This is a genomic window from Mycolicibacterium lutetiense (genome assembly GCF_017876775.1).
Taxonomy (GTDB): Bacteria; Actinomycetota; Actinomycetes; order Mycobacteriales; family Mycobacteriaceae; genus Mycobacterium; species Mycobacterium lutetiense.
In genome coordinates, this window is the sequence record NZ_JAGIOP010000001.1 from 798,322 (window position 1) to 813,487 (window position 15,166).

Sequence of the window (15,166 nt, forward strand, 5' to 3'; positions counted from 1 at the left end):
GGGATATTTCAGTCAGGGATCTGTAGTGGATTTCTGGTGGGTGCAGTCAACAAACTTTGCGTGGGATGCGGGAAAGCGTCCTGGGGAAAATCATCGAACACACTATTGGGCTTTGAGACAACAGGCCCGTTTTTCCCTGGCCCCTGTGTGGGGTGGGAGGCGTGTTGTTGCTCCATCTTTGGTGGTGGGGTGTGGTGTTTGATTTGTGGATAGTGGTTGCGAGCATCTAGCACGCAAAATGTGGCATCTGCCTTCGGGTGGGTGTTCTTTTTGTGCACAATTGATGTGCAATTTCTTTTGAAACTCATTTTTGGTGTTTGTGTTGTAAGTGTTTAAGGGCGCATGGTGGATGCCTTGGCACTGGGAGCCGATGAAGGACGTTGGAGGCTGCGATATGCCTCGGGGAGCTGCCAACCGAGCGTTGATCCGAGGATGTCCGAATGGGGAAACCCAGCACGAGTGATGTCGTGTTACCCACTACTGAATACATAGGTAGTGGGAGGGAACGCGGGGAAGTGAAACATCTCAGTACCCGTAGGAAGAGAAAACAAAAGTGATTCCGTGAGTAGTGGCGAGCGAAAGCGGAAGATGGCTAAACCGTATGCATGTGATACCGGGTAGGGGTTGTGTGTGCGGGGTTGTGGGACCTGTTTTTCCAGTTCTACCTGACTGGAGGGTAGTAAGAAAATGTCGTGGTTAACGGAAGTGGTTTGGGATGACCTGCCGTAGACGGTGAGAGCCCGGTACGTGAAAACCTGACATCTGCCTTGAACAGTGTTCCCGAGTAGCAGCGGGCCCGTGAAATCTGCTGTGAATCTGCCGGGACCACCCGGTAAGCCTGAATACTTCCCAGTGACCGATAGCGGATTAGTACCGTGAGGGAATGGTGAAAAGTACCCCGGGAGGGGAGTGAAATAGTACCTGAAACCGTGCGCTTACAATCCGTCAGAGCCCTCCTTCGTGGTGGGGTGATGGCGTGCCTTTTGAAGAATGAGCCTGCGAGTCAGGGACATGTCGCGAGGTTAACCCGTGTGGGGTAGCCGCAGCGAAAGCGAGTCTGAATAGGGCGTATCCAATCCAGAGGGGTTGGTGTAGTGGTGTGTTCTGGACCCGAAGCGGAGTGATCTACCCATGGCCAGGGTGAAGCGCGGGTAAGACCGCGTGGAGGCCCGAACCCACTTAGGTTGAAGACTGAGGGGATGAGCTGTGGGTAGGGGTGAAAGGCCAATCAAACTCCGTGATAGCTGGTTCTCCCCGAAATGCATTTAGGTGCAGCGTCACATGTTTCTTGTTGGAGGTAGAGCTACTGGATGGCCGATGGGCCCCACAGGGTTACTGACGTCAGCCAAACTCCGAATGCCGACAAGTCTAAGAGTGTGGCAGTGAGACGGCGGGGGATAAGCTCCGTGCGTCGAGAGGGAAACAGCCCAGATCGCCGGCTAAGGCCCCTAAGCGTGTACTAAGTGGAAAAGGATGTGCAGTCGCGAAGACAACCAGGAGGTTGGCTTAGAAGCAGCCACCCTTGAAAGAGTGCGTAATAGCTCACTGGTCAAGTGATTGTGCGCCGATAATGTAGCGGGGCTCAAGTACACCGCCGAAGCCGCGGCAACGAACTAGTTTCGTTGGGTAGGGGAGCGTCCTGCATCCGGTGAAGCAGCAGAGTGATCTAGCTGTGGAGGGTGTGGGAGTGAGAATGCAGGCATGAGTAGCGAATAGGCAAGTGAGAACCTTGCCCGCCGAAAGACCAAGGGTTCCTGGGCCAGGCCAGTCCTCCCAGGGTGAGTCGGGACCTAAGGCGAGGCCGACAGGCGTAGTCGATGGACAACGGGTTGATATTCCCGTACCCGTGTATGTGCGTCCATGATGAATCCATTGTGCTAACCATCCAAAACCGTCGTGACCGATCCCTTCGGGGTGAGGCGTTGACGGGGCTGCGTGGGACCCCGGTGGGTAGTAGTCAAGCGATGGGGTGACGCAGGAAGGTAGCCGTACCAGTCAGTGGTTGTACTGGGGTAAGCCGGTAGGGAGTCAGATAGGCAAATCCGTCTGGCATTAATCCTGAGAGGTGATGCATAGCCGTTTGAGGCGAATTCGGTGATCCTATGCTGCCAAGAAAAGCCTCTAGCGAGGACATACACGGCCCGTACCCCAAACCAACACAGGTGGTCAGGTAGAGAATACTAAGGCGTACGAGTGAACTATGGTTAAGGAACTCGGCAAAATGCCCCCGTAACTTCGGGAGAAGGGGGACCCCCATATCGTCAAGGCTTTTGCGGCCGGCAGCGGGAGGGGGTGGCACAAACCAGTGAGAAGCGACTGTTTACTAAAAACACAGGTCCGTGCGAAGTCGCAAGACGATGTATACGGACTGACGCCTGCCCGGTGCTGGAAGGTTAAGAGGACCCGTTAACCCTTCGGGGTGAAGCGGAGAATTTAAGCCCCAGTAAACGGCGGTGGTAACTATAACCATCCTAAGGTAGCGAAATTCCTTGTCGGGTAAGTTCCGACCTGCACGAATGGCGTAACGACTTCTCAACTGTCTCAACCATAGACTCGGCGAAATTGCACTACGAGTAAAGATGCTCGTTACGCGCGGCAGGACGAAAAGACCCCGGGACCTTCACTACAACTTGGTATTGGTGCTCGATACGGTTTGTGTAGGATAGGTGGGAGACTGTGAAATTCACACGCCAGTGTGGGTGGAGTCATTGTTGAAATACCACTCTGATCGTATTGGGCCTCTAACCTCGGACCGTATATCCGGTTCAGGGACAGTGCCTGGTGGGTAGTTTAACTGGGGCGGTTGCCTCCTAAAATGTAACGGAGGCGCCCAAAGGTTCCCTCAACCTGGACGGCAATCAGGTGTTGAGTGTAAGTGCACAAGGGAGCTTGACTGCGAGACATACATGTCGAGCAGGGACGAAAGTCGGGACTAGTGATCCGGCACCTCTGAGTGGAAGGGGTGTCGCTCAACGGATAAAAGGTACCCCGGGGATAACAGGCTGATCTTCCCCAAGAGTCCATATCGACGGGATGGTTTGGCACCTCGATGTCGGCTCGTCGCATCCTGGGGCTGGAGCAGGTCCCAAGGGTTGGGCTGTTCGCCCATTAAAGCGGCACGCGAGCTGGGTTTAGAACGTCGTGAGACAGTTCGGTCTCTATCCGCCGCGCGCGTCAGAAGCTTGAGGAAATCTGTCCCTAGTACGAGAGGACCGGGACGGACGAACCTCTGGTGTACCAGTTGTTCCACCAGGAGCACGGCTGGATAGCCACGTTCGGACAGGATAACCGCTGAAAGCATCTAAGCGGGAAACCCCCTCCAAGACCAGGCTTCTCACCCTTTTAGAGGGATAAGGCCCCCCGCAGACCACGGGATTGATAGGTCAGACCTGGAAGCCCAGTAATGGGTGAAGGGAACTGGCACTAACCGGCCGAAAACTTACAACAACCAACAAACAACCAATGTTTGATGAGTTTCAGTAAGACGCACATCTGCTACGCAACCACACCACAAACCACACACGACACTTGTGTCGGGACATGGTTCCCCATGCCCCACCACCAAAACACAAGGTTTACACTCAATAACGAGTGAATAGAGTTACGGCGGTCCATAGCGGCAGGGAAACGCCCGGTCCCATCCCGAACCCGGAAGCTAAGCCTGCCAGCGCCGATGATACTACCCTGTCGGGTGGAAAAGTAGGACACCGCCGAACACAAATTAAGACCCGAGCCCTCCAATTCCGATTGGAGGGCTCGGGCATTTGTGTATGTAGGTACAAATGTATTTGAGGCGCGTTTTCAATTCGGCAATTGAAAACGCGCCTCAGTCACAACTCAATTGAAAAGCGCCGGCATTGTGCGGCTTTTCTCCAATTCCAACAGGGCCCGTTTGCGGTCCAGGCCGCCGCCGTACCCGGTGAGGCTGCCATTGGCGCCGATCACGCGGTGGCACGGCACGATGATGCCGATCGGATTGTGCCCATTGGCCAGGCCGACCGCGCGCGAGGCGGCCGGTGAGCCGATCTGACGGGCGATCTCCCCGTAGGAGCAGGTTTCGCCGTAGGGAATGGTCTGCAGGGCGTCCCACACGCGGCGCTGAAACTGCGTGCCCACCATGTCGAGCTTGAGGTCGAATTCAGTACGTTCGCCGGCGAAATAGGCCGTCAGTTGGTCGACAGCATCGACGAAGGCGGTGTCGTCGCGCTCCCAGCCGTCGCGGCTCGGCTCATACGTTTGATCGACCATCCGCAGATGCATGAGCCGCCCATCGCGGCCGGCCAAAGTGATGAGGCCGACCGGGCTGTCCATCGTGCGGTAATGCAAGGTCGTCATGACTTCTCCTGTCGATCGTGCGGGGGCCATTCGTTCACCGCATGGTCCAGGGTGGTCCACAGGTGTTGTGTCGCGTACGCGCGCCATGGGCGCCATCTGGTGCTGTGCTCCACGAGCCCGTCTGCGGGGAGTCCGAGTTGGTCGGCAGCCGCGCGCACGCCGAGATCGGTGGCGGGAAAGGCATCTGGATCACCGAGTCCGCGCATGGCGATCACCTCAGTCGTCCACGGGCCGATACCGGGGAGATCCAGCAGCTGTTCGCGGGCGCGGTCCCAGTCGCATCCGGGATCGAGGATCAGGTCGTCGTCGGCGATCGTCTGCACCAGGGCGGTCACGGTGCGCCTCCGGGATGCCGGCATCGCCAGATCGGCAGGATCCAGACGGACCAGATCGGAGATGCTGGGAAACACGTGGGTCAGTCCGCCCGACTCATCTGAGATCGGTGTTCCGTAACGGGCGACGAGACGACCCACGTGGGTGCGAGCGGCTTTGATCGACACTTGTTGGCCGATCACCACCCGGAGCGCGAGTTCCGCCTCGTCGACGGTGCGGGGGATGCGCTGCCCCGGCGCCTTCGCCACCACCGCGGCCAACCCCGGATCGGCCTGGAGTGCGTCGACGACCGCTTCGGGGTCGGCGTCGAGGTCCAGCAATCGTCGGCACCGCGCGATGGTGGCCGACAGGTCGCGGAAGTCATCGAGCGTCAACTGGCAGCGGACATGGTCGGGCGCCGGTGTCAGGCCGACCACACCATGTCCGTGCGGTAGCCGCAGGGTGCGCCGGAACTGCCCGTCGCACACCTCTTCCAGCCCGGGGACTGCGCTGGCGGCCAAATGGCCGAACAGCCCTTCATAGGAGAACGGGGTCCGTACGGGCAGCCGTAGCGACAGGACGCCGGGAGCGGCGGATACCTCGGTGGAGAATCGGCTCCGGGCCCGTAGCCGGAGCTGGGTCGGTGTCAGGTCGGACACCGCGCGCACCGTGTCGTTGAACTGCCGGATGCTGGCGAAGCCGGCGGCGAACGCGACGTCCGCGAACGGCAGCCCGGTGGTTTCGATCAGAACGCGTGCGGTCTGGGTGCGCTGTGCCCGGGCCAGCGCCAGGGGATTGGCCCCCAGCTCGGCCTGCATGATGCGTTGCAATTGGCGGGTCGTGTAGCCGACACGGCCGGCCAGCCCTGTCACCCCTTCGCGGTCCACCGTTCCGTCGGCGATGAGCCGCATGCATCGCGCCACGATGTCGCCACGGACATTCCATTCCGGGGAACCGGGGGAGGCGTCAGGACGGCACCGTTTGCAGGCCCGGAAACCGGCTGCCTGGGCGGCCGCGGCAGTCGGATAGAACCGCATGTTCCGGGCGAAAGGTGGGCGGACCGGGCAGCTGGGGCGGCAGTAGATTCCGGTGGTGAGCACGGCGGTGACGAACCAACCGTCAAACCGCGCGTCCTTGGACTGGACTGCCCGGTAACAGCGGTCGAAATCTTCGTGCATGGGTTCCACGATGGCACGGCCTCGCGCACTTGACTAGCGGGAAAACGACATGGTCGTGGTGGTGGGCTCGCGGCTAGACTCCGACCTGTGGCCGAGTTGGTGCAGCAATATCTGGACCGGATTCGTGCCGAGCAGGTCGACGTGCGCGACGGCGCCGTGGCCGATTACATCCCCGAACTTGCCAACGTCGACCCCGAGGACTTCGGGCTCAGCTTGTCTTCCTCGGACGGCTATGTCTACGAATCTGGCGACGCTGCAATCGAATTCACCATCCAATCGATTTCCAAACCATTCACCTATGCCCTGGCGCTTGGCCAGATGGGCCAGGATGCCGTCGACGCCAAGATCGGTGTCGAACCCTCCGGTGAGGCGTTCAACGAAATCAGCGTCGACGACGTCACCAAGACCCCGAAGAACCCGATGATCAACGCCGGTGCGATTGCGGCGGTCTCGCTGATCCCCGGCGCGAGTCCCGAGGAGCGGTTCGATCGCATCCACGAGTTCTACTCGGCGTGTGCGGGCCGACGGCTCGAGATCGACATGAATGTCTACGCCTCAGAGAAGGCAACCGGGAACCGGAACCGGGCTATCGCCTACATGCTGGCCAGTTTCGGTGTGCTGGACGGTGATCCAGACGAGGTGTTGGACGTGTACTTCCGGCAGTGCTCGGTGAGGGTGACCAGTACGGACCTGGCCCGGATGGCCGCCACATTGGCGCGCGGCGGGTTCAACCCGTTGACCGGCCGGCGGGTCATCGAGGCGAACGTGGTTCGGCGCGCCCTCAGCGTGATGGTGACCTGCGGAATGTACGACGCGACAGGCGATTGGGTCAGTGCCGTAGGCCTGCCCGCCAAGAGCGGCGTCGGTGGTGGGATTGTGGCGGTGCTCCCCGGGCAACTCGGCATCGGTGTGTACTCACCGCGTCTGGATTCCCGCGGCAACAGTGTGCGCGGGGTGCAGGTGTGCCGCAACCTGTCCTCCCAGCTGGGACTGCACTTTCTCACGGTCGGCCGCGAGTCGTCGTCGACTTTGCGGGCCGTGTACGACGCCAGCCCGGGTATCCGGGTCTACGAGGTTCAGGGCGATCTGTTGTTCGCCGGGGCGGAGCAGGTACTGCGGACGGCCGAGCACGACCGCGACGGGTACGAGGTGGCCGTGCTGGACGTCACCCGGGTCGATGACATCAACGACGCCGCGCGCGGCATGCTGACCGGAATGCGCGCCAGCCTGGCCGCGGTGGGCAAGGACGCGTGCCTCGTCGACCCCGACGGTCGCGTGGTGCCCGCCGACCGGCGCGACGACTACGACACAATCGTGTTCCGGACCCTCGACGAAGCGGTCGACGCGGCGCGGAAGTGGGGCACCGGTTAGGTCGGTACCGCCACCCGCGTCGGCTCGGCCAGACCCCGCAGGGCCACCATTTCGCCCAGTGACCAACGGGCCCTTTCGGCTTCGGACGCATTGTCGAGCGTGTCCGAAGAAGCCACCAGGTGCCCCGGTACCTGCTTGGAGAAATCGCACAGCCGCGCGGCTTCGTTGACCGGTTCACCGATCACGGTGTACTCGAAGCGCTGCTTGGCGCCGACGTTGCCGGCCACCACCTGACCGGCGGCCACCCCGATCCCGGCTTCGAGTTCGGGTACCTCCGCGCGCAGCCGCCGCGCGATAGCTCGAGCAGCGCCCAGCGCTTCGTCCTCGGCGTTGTCCAGAGACACCGGTGCGCCGAACACCGCGAGTACCCCATCGCCCTCGAATTTGTTGACCAGGCCCCGATGATCGTCGACTTCATCGACGATGACCGCGAAAAACCGGTTGAGCAAGTCGACCACCTCGACAGCGGGCCGCGTGGTCACCAGCTGCGTCGAACCGATGACATCGACGAAAATCACTGCGGCGTGGCGCTCTTCGCCGCCCAGGACCGGCTTCTGCTGCTCGGCCAGCGCGGCCACCTCTCGGCCGACGTGACGACCGAACAGATCACGTACCCGTTCCCGCTCGCGCAGGCCGTGGACCATCGAGTTGAATCCGCGTTGTAGCTGCCCGAGTTCAGTACCGTCGAACACCACCAGGTTGGTGTCCAGATCGCCCTGCTCGACACGGTTGAGGGCCGCACGTACGACGCGGATCGGAGTTGCGGTCAGATACGACAGGATCCACATCAGCAGGAAACCGAACACCAGCGCAAACGAGCCGAGGCCGATGACGGCGTAGGCGAATTGCGTCGGGGTCAGGTTGTTGAGCGTCAGGGCGAACATCGCGGCCAGCATGATGCCCAGGATCGGCACACCCGAGCTGAGCGCCCAGACCACCATGATGCGGCCCATGATGCCCGGAGCCAGCCGGACCGGCGGCGGGCCGGCCTCCAGTGCCTGCGCGGCGACCGGCCGCAGTGCGAACTCGGTGAGCAGATGGCAGCTCACCGACACCACGATTCCCGGAAAGGTGATGCCCAGCAGGAACTTCGGAATGTAATTGGTGTCGACGACCCCGTACAGCGTTGTCAGCAGGGCGGCGCCGAGACCCCACAGGACCAGCAGCACCCGGGTGAGCCGGAACGGGGCGAAGAAGGTGTTGCGCTGATCGGCAACGGTGGGCGGTCGTTCTTCGATGGCCCAGCGCACGTTGTCGATCACCCGCGTCGTCGCCCAGAACACCCCGACGATCAGCGCCATGGCCATGTAGACGGGGGCCACGATGAAGGTGATCCAGCGGACCGGCGGAGCGAACACGTCGGGTGTCGGGAACAACAGCGTGACGATGATCATCGAGATGCCGATGCCGACCAGGTTCCCGCCGATCACGAACGTCGTGAGGATCGCCTGGATGCGCACCCTGCGGCGGCGCTGACTTTCCGATACCCGGCCCAGCACCCACGATCCGTATTCCGGTGTGGCAGGGATCCGGCTGTTCTGGCGCGTGACACCTTCGAGGACTCGGCCCAGCCGTCGTGCCAGCGATTTGTCGGAGTTCATTGTGGCGTCAGCCTAGTTCGTCCGATCTGCCCTTAAGGTGGATCGGGTGCGCCTCGTGATTGCCCAGTGCACCGTCGACTACGTCGGGCGGCTGACCGCCCACCTTCCTTCGGCCCGCCGGCTGTTGTTGTTCAAGTCCGACGGTTCCGTCAGTGTCCACGCCGATGATCGTGCCTACAAGCCGCTGAATTGGATGAGTCCGCCGTGCTGGCTCGTCGAGTCGGCTCCGGAATCATCCGGGGACGGCGCACCTCTCCTCTGGGTGGTGGAGAACAAGGCTGGTGAGCAGCTGCGGATCACCATCGAGGACGTCGAGCACGACTCCAGCCACGAATTGGGTGTCGATCCCGGCCTGGTCAAGGACGGCGTGGAGGCCCATCTGCAGAAACTGCTGGCTGAGCACGTCGAGTTGCTCGGCGCCGGGTACAGCCTGGTGCGCCGCGAGTATCCGACCGCGATCGGCCCGGTGGATCTGATGTGCCGTGACGAGTTGGGCCGTTCGGTGGCCGTGGAGATCAAACGTCGCGGCGAGATCGACGGTGTCGAGCAGCTGACCCGGTACCTCGACCTGCTCAACCGCGACACCGTGCTGGCCCCGGTGGCAGGAGTATTCGCCGCCCAGCAGATCAAACCGCAGGCCCGAACCCTGGCTACTGACCGTGGAATCCGTTGCGTGACTTTGGATTATGACCAGATGCGGGGTATGGACAGCGACGAATACCGGCTGTTCTGATGAGCCGCCGACCGCGTGAACACCGTCGGTTGGCGCCCTTTCCGCCGTCGCGTCGCGTCGAGACGGGGCCCGACGGTTACGACTATGAGGTGCGGGTGGTCGCCGCGTCGCGCGCGGTGAAGGTCTATCGATGCCCCGGCTGTGATCACGAGATTCGTGTGGCCACCGCGCATGTGGTGGTGCTGCCGATCGACGTCGGTGATGTTGAGGACCGCAGGCATTGGCACACCGCCTGCTGGGCGAACCGGACCAACCGCGGTCCGACGAGAAAGTGGTCCTGAGCTTCTCAGTGCTCGTCTGCTGCGGGTTCCACCAGCTCGATCAGCACGCCGCCGGCGTCCTTGGGGTGGACGAAGTTGATACGTGAGTTCGCCGTGCCCTTGCGGGGGACGTCGTAGAGCAGCCGCACGCCGTTGCTGCGCAGTCGCTCGGACAGGGCATCGATGTCGCTGGTCCGGTAGGCCAGCTGCTGCAGGCCGGGGCCGCGGGTATCGAGGAACTTGGCGATCGTCGACTTCTCGTTGAGCGGGGCCAGGAGCTGGATCTGGGCACTGCCCTTGGGCGCGCCGCGGACCGAGAGCATCGCCTCACGTACGCCCTGCTCTTCGTTGATCTCCTCGTGCAGGACGATCATGCCGAGGTTGTCGTGGTACCACTTGGCGGTGGCGTCCAGATCGGCGACCGCGATGCCGACGTGATCGATCGCCGTCACCAGCGCGCTGGCGAGCAGTGGACGGGCATCAACCTGATCGGCGGTCATAACGTAACGGTAACCTCTACCTGAACGTTTGCGTATGTGTGATCGCCCACACAGCTTTGGAAACCAGGCCTTGGAGGTAGGAAATGACTGCGGAAACTCGCACGTCGGTGATCGTTGCTGGAGCACGTACTCCGGTCGGCAAGTTGATGGGCTCGCTGAAGGACTTTTCCGGCAGTGACCTGGGTGGGATCGCGATCCGCGGCGCCCTGGAGAAGGCCAAGGTCGATGCTTCGCTGGTCGACTACGTGATCATGGGCCAGGTTCTCACCGCCGGCGCCGGCCAGATGCCCGCCCGCCAGTCCGCGGTGGCCGCGGGCATCGGGTGGGATGTGCCCGCGCTGTCGATCAACAAAATGTGCCTGTCCGGCATCGACGCGATCGCGCTGGCCGACCAGCTGATCCGGGCCGGCGAGTTCGAGGTCGTGGTGGCCGGTGGCCAGGAGTCGATGAGCCAGGCCCCGCACCTGCTGCCCAAGAGCCGTGAGGGCTACAAGTACGGCGATGCGACGCTGGTCGACCACCTGGCCTACGACGGTCTGCACGACGTGTTCACCGATCAGCCGATGGGAGCGCTCACCGAGCAGCGCAACGACGTCGACAAGTTCACCCGCGCCGAGCAGGACGAATTTGCTGCCCAGTCGCACCAGAAGGCCGCCGCGGCGTGGAAGGACGGGGTGTACGCCGACGAGGTGGTGCCGGTGTCGATCCCGCAGCGCAAGGGCGACCCGATCGAGTTCGCCGAGGACGAGGGCATCCGGGCCAACACGACCGCCGAATCGCTGGGTGGCCTGCGCCCGGCGTTCCGCAAGGACGGCACCATCACGGCCGGCTCGTCGTCTCAGATCTCCGACGGTGCGGCCGCGGTCGTGGTGATGAGCAAGGCCAAGGCGCAGGAGCTTGGCCTGGACTGGCTGTGTGAGATCGGGGCGCACGGCGTGGTGGCCGGTCCGGACTCCACGCTGCAGAGCCAGCCGGCCAACGCGATCAAGAAGGCCGTCGAGCGGGAGGGCATCAGCATCGATCAGCTGGACGTCCTCGAGATCAACGAGGCGTTCGCTGCGGTGTCGCTGGCCTCGACGAAGGAGCTGGGTGTCGACCCAGCCAAGGTGAACGTCAACGGCGGCGCGATCGCCATCGGCCACCCGATCGGGATGTCCGGTGCCCGTATCACGCTGCATGCGGCGCTGGAACTGGCCCGTAAGGGGTCCGGCTACGCGGTGGCTGCGCTCTGTGGTGCCGGTGGCCAGGGTGATGCGCTGATCCTGCGTCGCTGACAGCTAACCAGCGAATTACAACGACGCTGTGTAGTAGCTGGCGCCCCGGTTGGGCACAATGGTGGCCATGGCAAGCACATTCGATGTTCGTACCGAGGCCGGCCGGTTCCGTTTGGTGGCGATCGCTGAGGCGATCAGCTGGGCCGGTCTGCTGATCGGCGTGTACTTCAAGCGGGTCCATTCGTCGGGCACCGAGATCGGGGTGCAGGTCTTCGGGCCGGTGCACGGCGTGCTGTTCCTGCTGTACGTGTTCACCGCCCTGATGGTCGGGATGGCTGTCGGCTGGGGCGTCAAGACCTGGCTGCTGGCGTTGCTGGGCGGCATTGTGCCGCTGGGCAGTGTGTTCTTCGTCATGTCGGCCGACCGGGCCGGTCAGCTGGAATCAGCCGAGTCGGCCGCCGCGCAGCCAGGCGAACCGGCCCCCACGACGACGTGACAGACTTGATGGCGTGACTCGTCCACGACCTTCTGTCGGTCCGGCGCTAGCCGGTGCGGTTGACCTCTCGGCACTCAAGCAGCGGCCCGCCGCGTCGGGCGGGACGGGCGGTGGCAGCCCCGCTGCGGCCGGCGGCCCGAATGCCACCGAGGTCACCGAAGCCAACTTCGAAGCCGAGGTGCTGGTCCGCTCGGGCCAGGTGCCGGTGGTGGTGCTCTTGTGGTCGCCACGCAGCGAGTCCAGTGCGGCGCTGGGGGATGCCCTGGCCGGTCTGGCTGCGGCGGACAATGGCAAGTGGTCGCTGGCGCTGGTCAACGTCGACACCACTCCGCGGGTGGCGCAGATGTTCGGCATCCAGGGCGTGCCGACGGTTGTTGCCCTCGCGGGCGGACAACCGATCGCCAGCTTCCAGGGCGCGCAACCTGCCGACGAATTGCGCCGCTGGGTCGATTCGCTGCTCGAGGCAACCGCGGGCAAGTTGACCGGATCCGGTGACGGCGACGGCGACGGTGACGAGGAGCAGGTCGACCCCGAGTTGGCCGCGGCCCGGACCCACCTGGACGAAGGTGACTTCGCCGCAGCGTCGGCGGCATATCAGGCGATTCTCGATGCCCAGCCCAATCACGCCGAGGCCAAGGGCGCGGTGCGCCAGATTGCATTCCTCGAACGTGCCAGCGCGACGAGCCCCGACGCGGTGGCCGCCGCTGCCGCAGCTCCCGACGACATCGACCTCGCGTTCGCCGCTGCCGACGCCGAGCTCCTGGCCCAAGATGTGTCGGCAGCCTTCGATCGGCTCATCGCACTGATCAAGCGCACCGCGGGTGACGACCGGACCAAAGTGCGGACCCGGCTCGTCGAGTTGTTCGACCTTTTTGACCCGGCCGATCCCGAGGTCATCGCCGGCCGTCGCAATCTGGCCAACGCGCTGTACTAGCTCGTCGAGAACCGGCGCGTCAGGCGGGCTCGAACCACAGCATCGCCAGCGGCGGCAGCACCATCACCGCCGACGCGGGGCGGCCGTGCCACGGCTCGTCGGTGGCCTGCACCGTGCCCATGTTCCCGATGCCCGACCCGTTGTAGATCGTGGCGTCGGTGTTGAGAACCTCCTGCCAGTCGCCGGCGTGCGGTAGACCCAGCCGGTATTCGCTGTGCTGGCCGCCGGCGAAGTTGACCACGCAGGCCAACACGGAACCGTCGGCGCCGAACCGCAGGAAGCTCAGCACGTTGTTGGCCGAGTCGTTCGCGTCGATCCACGAATAACCCTCCGGGCTGGTGTCGCGGCTCCACAGCGCCGGGTGGCGGCGGTAGATCCCGTTGAGATCGCGGACCAACCGTTGCACGCCACCGGAGAAGCCCTGCTCGTCGAGCTGGAACCAGTCCAGCCCGCGTTCCTCTGACCACTCGGCTCGCTGTCCGAATTCCTGGCCCATGAACAGCAGTTGCTTGCCCGGGTGGGCCCACTGATAGGCCAGCAGGCTGCGCAGGCCCGCGGCCTTGGCGTGGTCGTCGCCGGGCATCCGGCTCCACAGCGTGCCCTTGCCGTGCACGACCTCGTCGTGGCTGATCGGCAGCACATAGTTCTCGCTGAAGGCGTACAGCATCGAGAACGTCATCTCGTGGTGGTGATAACTGCGGTGCACCGGGTCATGGCTGACGTAGTCGAGCGTGTCGTTCATCCAGCCCATGTTCCACTTCATCGAGAAGCCAAGGCCGCCAAGGTTGGTCGGGCGGGTGACACCGGGCCAGGAGGTCGACTCCTCGGCGATGGTGACGATTCCCGGGGTCACCTTGTGCACGGTGGCGTTCATCTCCTGCAGGAACTGCACCGCCTCCAGATTCTCCCGGCCACCGTGGATGTTCGGCGTCCAACCGCCCTCGGGGCGTGAGTAGTCGAGGTAGAGCATCGAGGCGACGGCGTCCACGCGCAGGCCGTCGACATGGTATTCCTTCAGCCAGTACAACGCGTTGGCGACGAGGAAGTTGCGCACCTCGGGTCGGCCGAAGTCGAAAACGTAGGTGCCCCAGTCGAGCTGCTCACCGCGGCGCGGGTCGGAATGCTCGTAGAGCGGGGTGCCGTCGAAGCGGCCGAGGGCCCAGGCGTCTTTGGGGAAATGGGCCGGGACCCAGTCGACGAGCACTCCGATCCCGGCGCGGTGCAGCGCATCCACCAGGTATCGGAAATCGTCAGGGGTTCCCAACCGGGAGGTCGGCGCGTAATAGGACGTCACCTGATAACCCCACGATCCGCCGAACGGATGCTCCGCCACGGGGAGCAGTTCGACGTGGGTGAAACCCTGTTCCACAACATATTCGGTGAGCTCGGTGGCCAGCTGCCGGTAGCTGAGACCGGGACGCCAGGACATCAGGTGCACCTCGTAGGTGCTCATCGGTTCGAACACCGGGTTCTGCGCCGCGCGCCGGGCCATCCACTTGGCGTCGGTCCAGGTGTAGGTACTGGAGGTGACCCGGGATGCGGTTTGCGGTGGCACTTCGGTGGCGAATGCCATCGGATCGGCACGATCGGCGGTGACACCACCCGCGCCGTGGATGCGGAACTTGTACAGACCGTCGGGAGGGAACCCAGGCCAGAACAACTCCCAGACCCCCGACGAGCCCATCACCCTCATCTGCGCCTCGTTGCCGTCCCAGTGATTGAAGTCACCGATCACGCTGACGCCCTTGGCGTTCGGTGCCCATACCGCGAACGACACACCTTCGACGACCCCGTCGGCGGTGGTGAAGCTGCGCCGATGTGCGCCCAGGATCTCCCACAGGCGTTCGTGGCGGCCCTCGGCGAACAGGTGGAGGTCGAGTTCGCCGAGCGTGGGCAGGAAGCGGTAGGCGTCGGCGGTGGTGTGGGTGAAGATCGTCTCGTCGGCGCCCGGATAGCCGATCTCCAGGCGATAGTCGGCCAGATCGGTGAACGGTACGGACACCGCGAAAAGTCCGGAATCGATGTGCTGCATGGGGAATCGGTCACCGCCGATCACCGCGATGACCTTGACGGAGTGTGGGCGATAGGCCCGGATGACGGTTCGGCCGTTGTACTCGTGGGCCCCCAGCACTGAATGAGGGTCGTGATGTTGGCCGATCAGCAGCCGCTGGATATCCGATGGGTCGGGCCGCAGATGCCTGTCGGTGAGGTGGTTGCTTGTTGTCATTGTGT

The 15,166-nt window shown here is 63.3% G+C and carries 11 protein-coding genes and 2 rRNA genes; 8 read left to right on the forward strand and 5 right to left on the reverse strand.

Annotation, left to right across the window (positions count from 1 at the left end; all coding sequences use genetic code 11):
• Positions 1–322: 322 nt before the first annotated feature.
• Both JOF57_RS03930 and rrf read left to right on the forward strand, forming a co-directional pair.
• Positions 323–3,447 (forward strand): 23S ribosomal RNA (locus JOF57_RS03930).
• A gap of 155 nt (positions 3,448–3,602) precedes the next feature.
• Positions 3,603–3,716: ribosomal RNA gene (rrf, locus tag JOF57_RS03935) — 5S ribosomal RNA — on the forward strand.
• A 121-nt stretch (positions 3,717–3,837) separates the two neighbouring features.
• On the opposite strand, the gene JOF57_RS03940 is transcribed toward rrf, so the two are convergent.
• Positions 3,838–4,335, reverse strand: coding sequence for a methylated-DNA--[protein]-cysteine S-methyltransferase (locus tag JOF57_RS03940; RefSeq protein ID WP_209913823.1), 498 nt, complete (start codon positions 4,333–4,335; stop codon positions 3,838–3,840).
• Positions 4,332–5,825: a DNA-3-methyladenine glycosylase 2 family protein gene (locus tag JOF57_RS03945; RefSeq protein WP_209913825.1), complete on the reverse strand. Its 1,494-nt coding sequence runs from the start codon at positions 5,823–5,825 to the stop codon at positions 4,332–4,334. Before JOF57_RS03945 ends, JOF57_RS03940 begins: the two co-directional genes overlap by 4 nt.
• 87 nt (positions 5,826–5,912) lie before the next feature.
• On the opposite strand from JOF57_RS03945, the gene glsA reads away from it, so the two are divergent.
• Positions 5,913–7,196: a glutaminase A gene (glsA, locus tag JOF57_RS03950; RefSeq protein ID WP_209913827.1), complete on the forward strand. Its 1,284-nt coding sequence runs from the start codon at positions 5,913–5,915 to the stop codon at positions 7,194–7,196.
• Here the strand turns inward: glsA and JOF57_RS03955 are convergent.
• Positions 7,193–8,797: an adenylate/guanylate cyclase domain-containing protein gene (locus JOF57_RS03955; RefSeq protein WP_209913829.1), complete on the reverse strand. Its 1,605-nt coding sequence runs from the start codon at positions 8,795–8,797 to the stop codon at positions 7,193–7,195. The two genes, glsA and JOF57_RS03955, sit on opposite strands and share 4 nt — an antisense overlap.
• A 46-nt stretch (positions 8,798–8,843) precedes the next feature.
• On the opposite strand from JOF57_RS03955, the gene nucS reads away from it, so the two are divergent.
• Together nucS and JOF57_RS03965 are read left to right on the forward strand one after the other, a co-directional pair.
• Entirely contained in the window at positions 8,844–9,530 is a 687-nt protein-coding gene (gene nucS / locus JOF57_RS03960) for an endonuclease NucS (protein ID WP_209913831.1), read from the forward strand.
• Positions 9,530–9,811 (forward strand): Rv1322 family protein, encoded by a 282-nt coding sequence (locus JOF57_RS03965; protein ID WP_209913833.1) that lies wholly within the window; start codon positions 9,530–9,532, stop codon positions 9,809–9,811. The genes nucS and JOF57_RS03965 overlap by 1 nt, the downstream gene beginning before the upstream one ends.
• A 5-nt stretch (positions 9,812–9,816) precedes the next feature.
• Here the strand turns inward: JOF57_RS03965 and mce are convergent, their stop codons facing one another.
• The gene (gene mce, locus JOF57_RS03970; RefSeq protein ID WP_209913835.1) at positions 9,817–10,290 is read right to left on the reverse strand and encodes a methylmalonyl-CoA epimerase; all 474 of its coding nucleotides are present in this window, start codon (positions 10,288–10,290) and stop codon (positions 9,817–9,819) included.
• A gap of 83 nt (positions 10,291–10,373) precedes the next feature.
• Here mce and JOF57_RS03975 point away from each other — a divergent pair, with 83 nt between their 5' ends.
• The 3 genes from JOF57_RS03975 (at position 10,374) to JOF57_RS03985 (ending at position 12,934) form a co-directional block, all read left to right on the forward strand.
• Positions 10,374–11,564 (forward strand): acetyl-CoA C-acetyltransferase, encoded by a 1,191-nt coding sequence (locus JOF57_RS03975; protein WP_209913837.1) that lies wholly within the window; start codon positions 10,374–10,376, stop codon positions 11,562–11,564.
• Positions 11,565–11,631: 67 nt separating this feature from the next.
• Positions 11,632–12,000 carry a DUF3817 domain-containing protein gene (locus JOF57_RS03980; RefSeq protein WP_307869954.1) on the forward strand — a complete coding sequence of 123 codons (369 nt, stop codon included), beginning with the start codon at positions 11,632–11,634 and terminating at the stop codon, positions 11,998–12,000.
• Between the two features lie 13 nt (positions 12,001–12,013).
• Positions 12,014–12,934 (forward strand): tetratricopeptide repeat protein, encoded by a 921-nt coding sequence (locus JOF57_RS03985; protein WP_209913840.1) that lies wholly within the window; start codon positions 12,014–12,016, stop codon positions 12,932–12,934.
• A 19-nt stretch (positions 12,935–12,953) separates the two neighbouring features.
• Here JOF57_RS03985 and glgB read toward each other — a convergent pair whose 3' ends face one another.
• Entirely contained in the window at positions 12,954–15,161 is a 2,208-nt protein-coding gene (gene glgB, locus JOF57_RS03990; protein WP_209913842.1) for a 1,4-alpha-glucan branching protein GlgB, read from the reverse strand.
• Positions 15,162–15,166 lie beyond the last annotated feature (5 nt).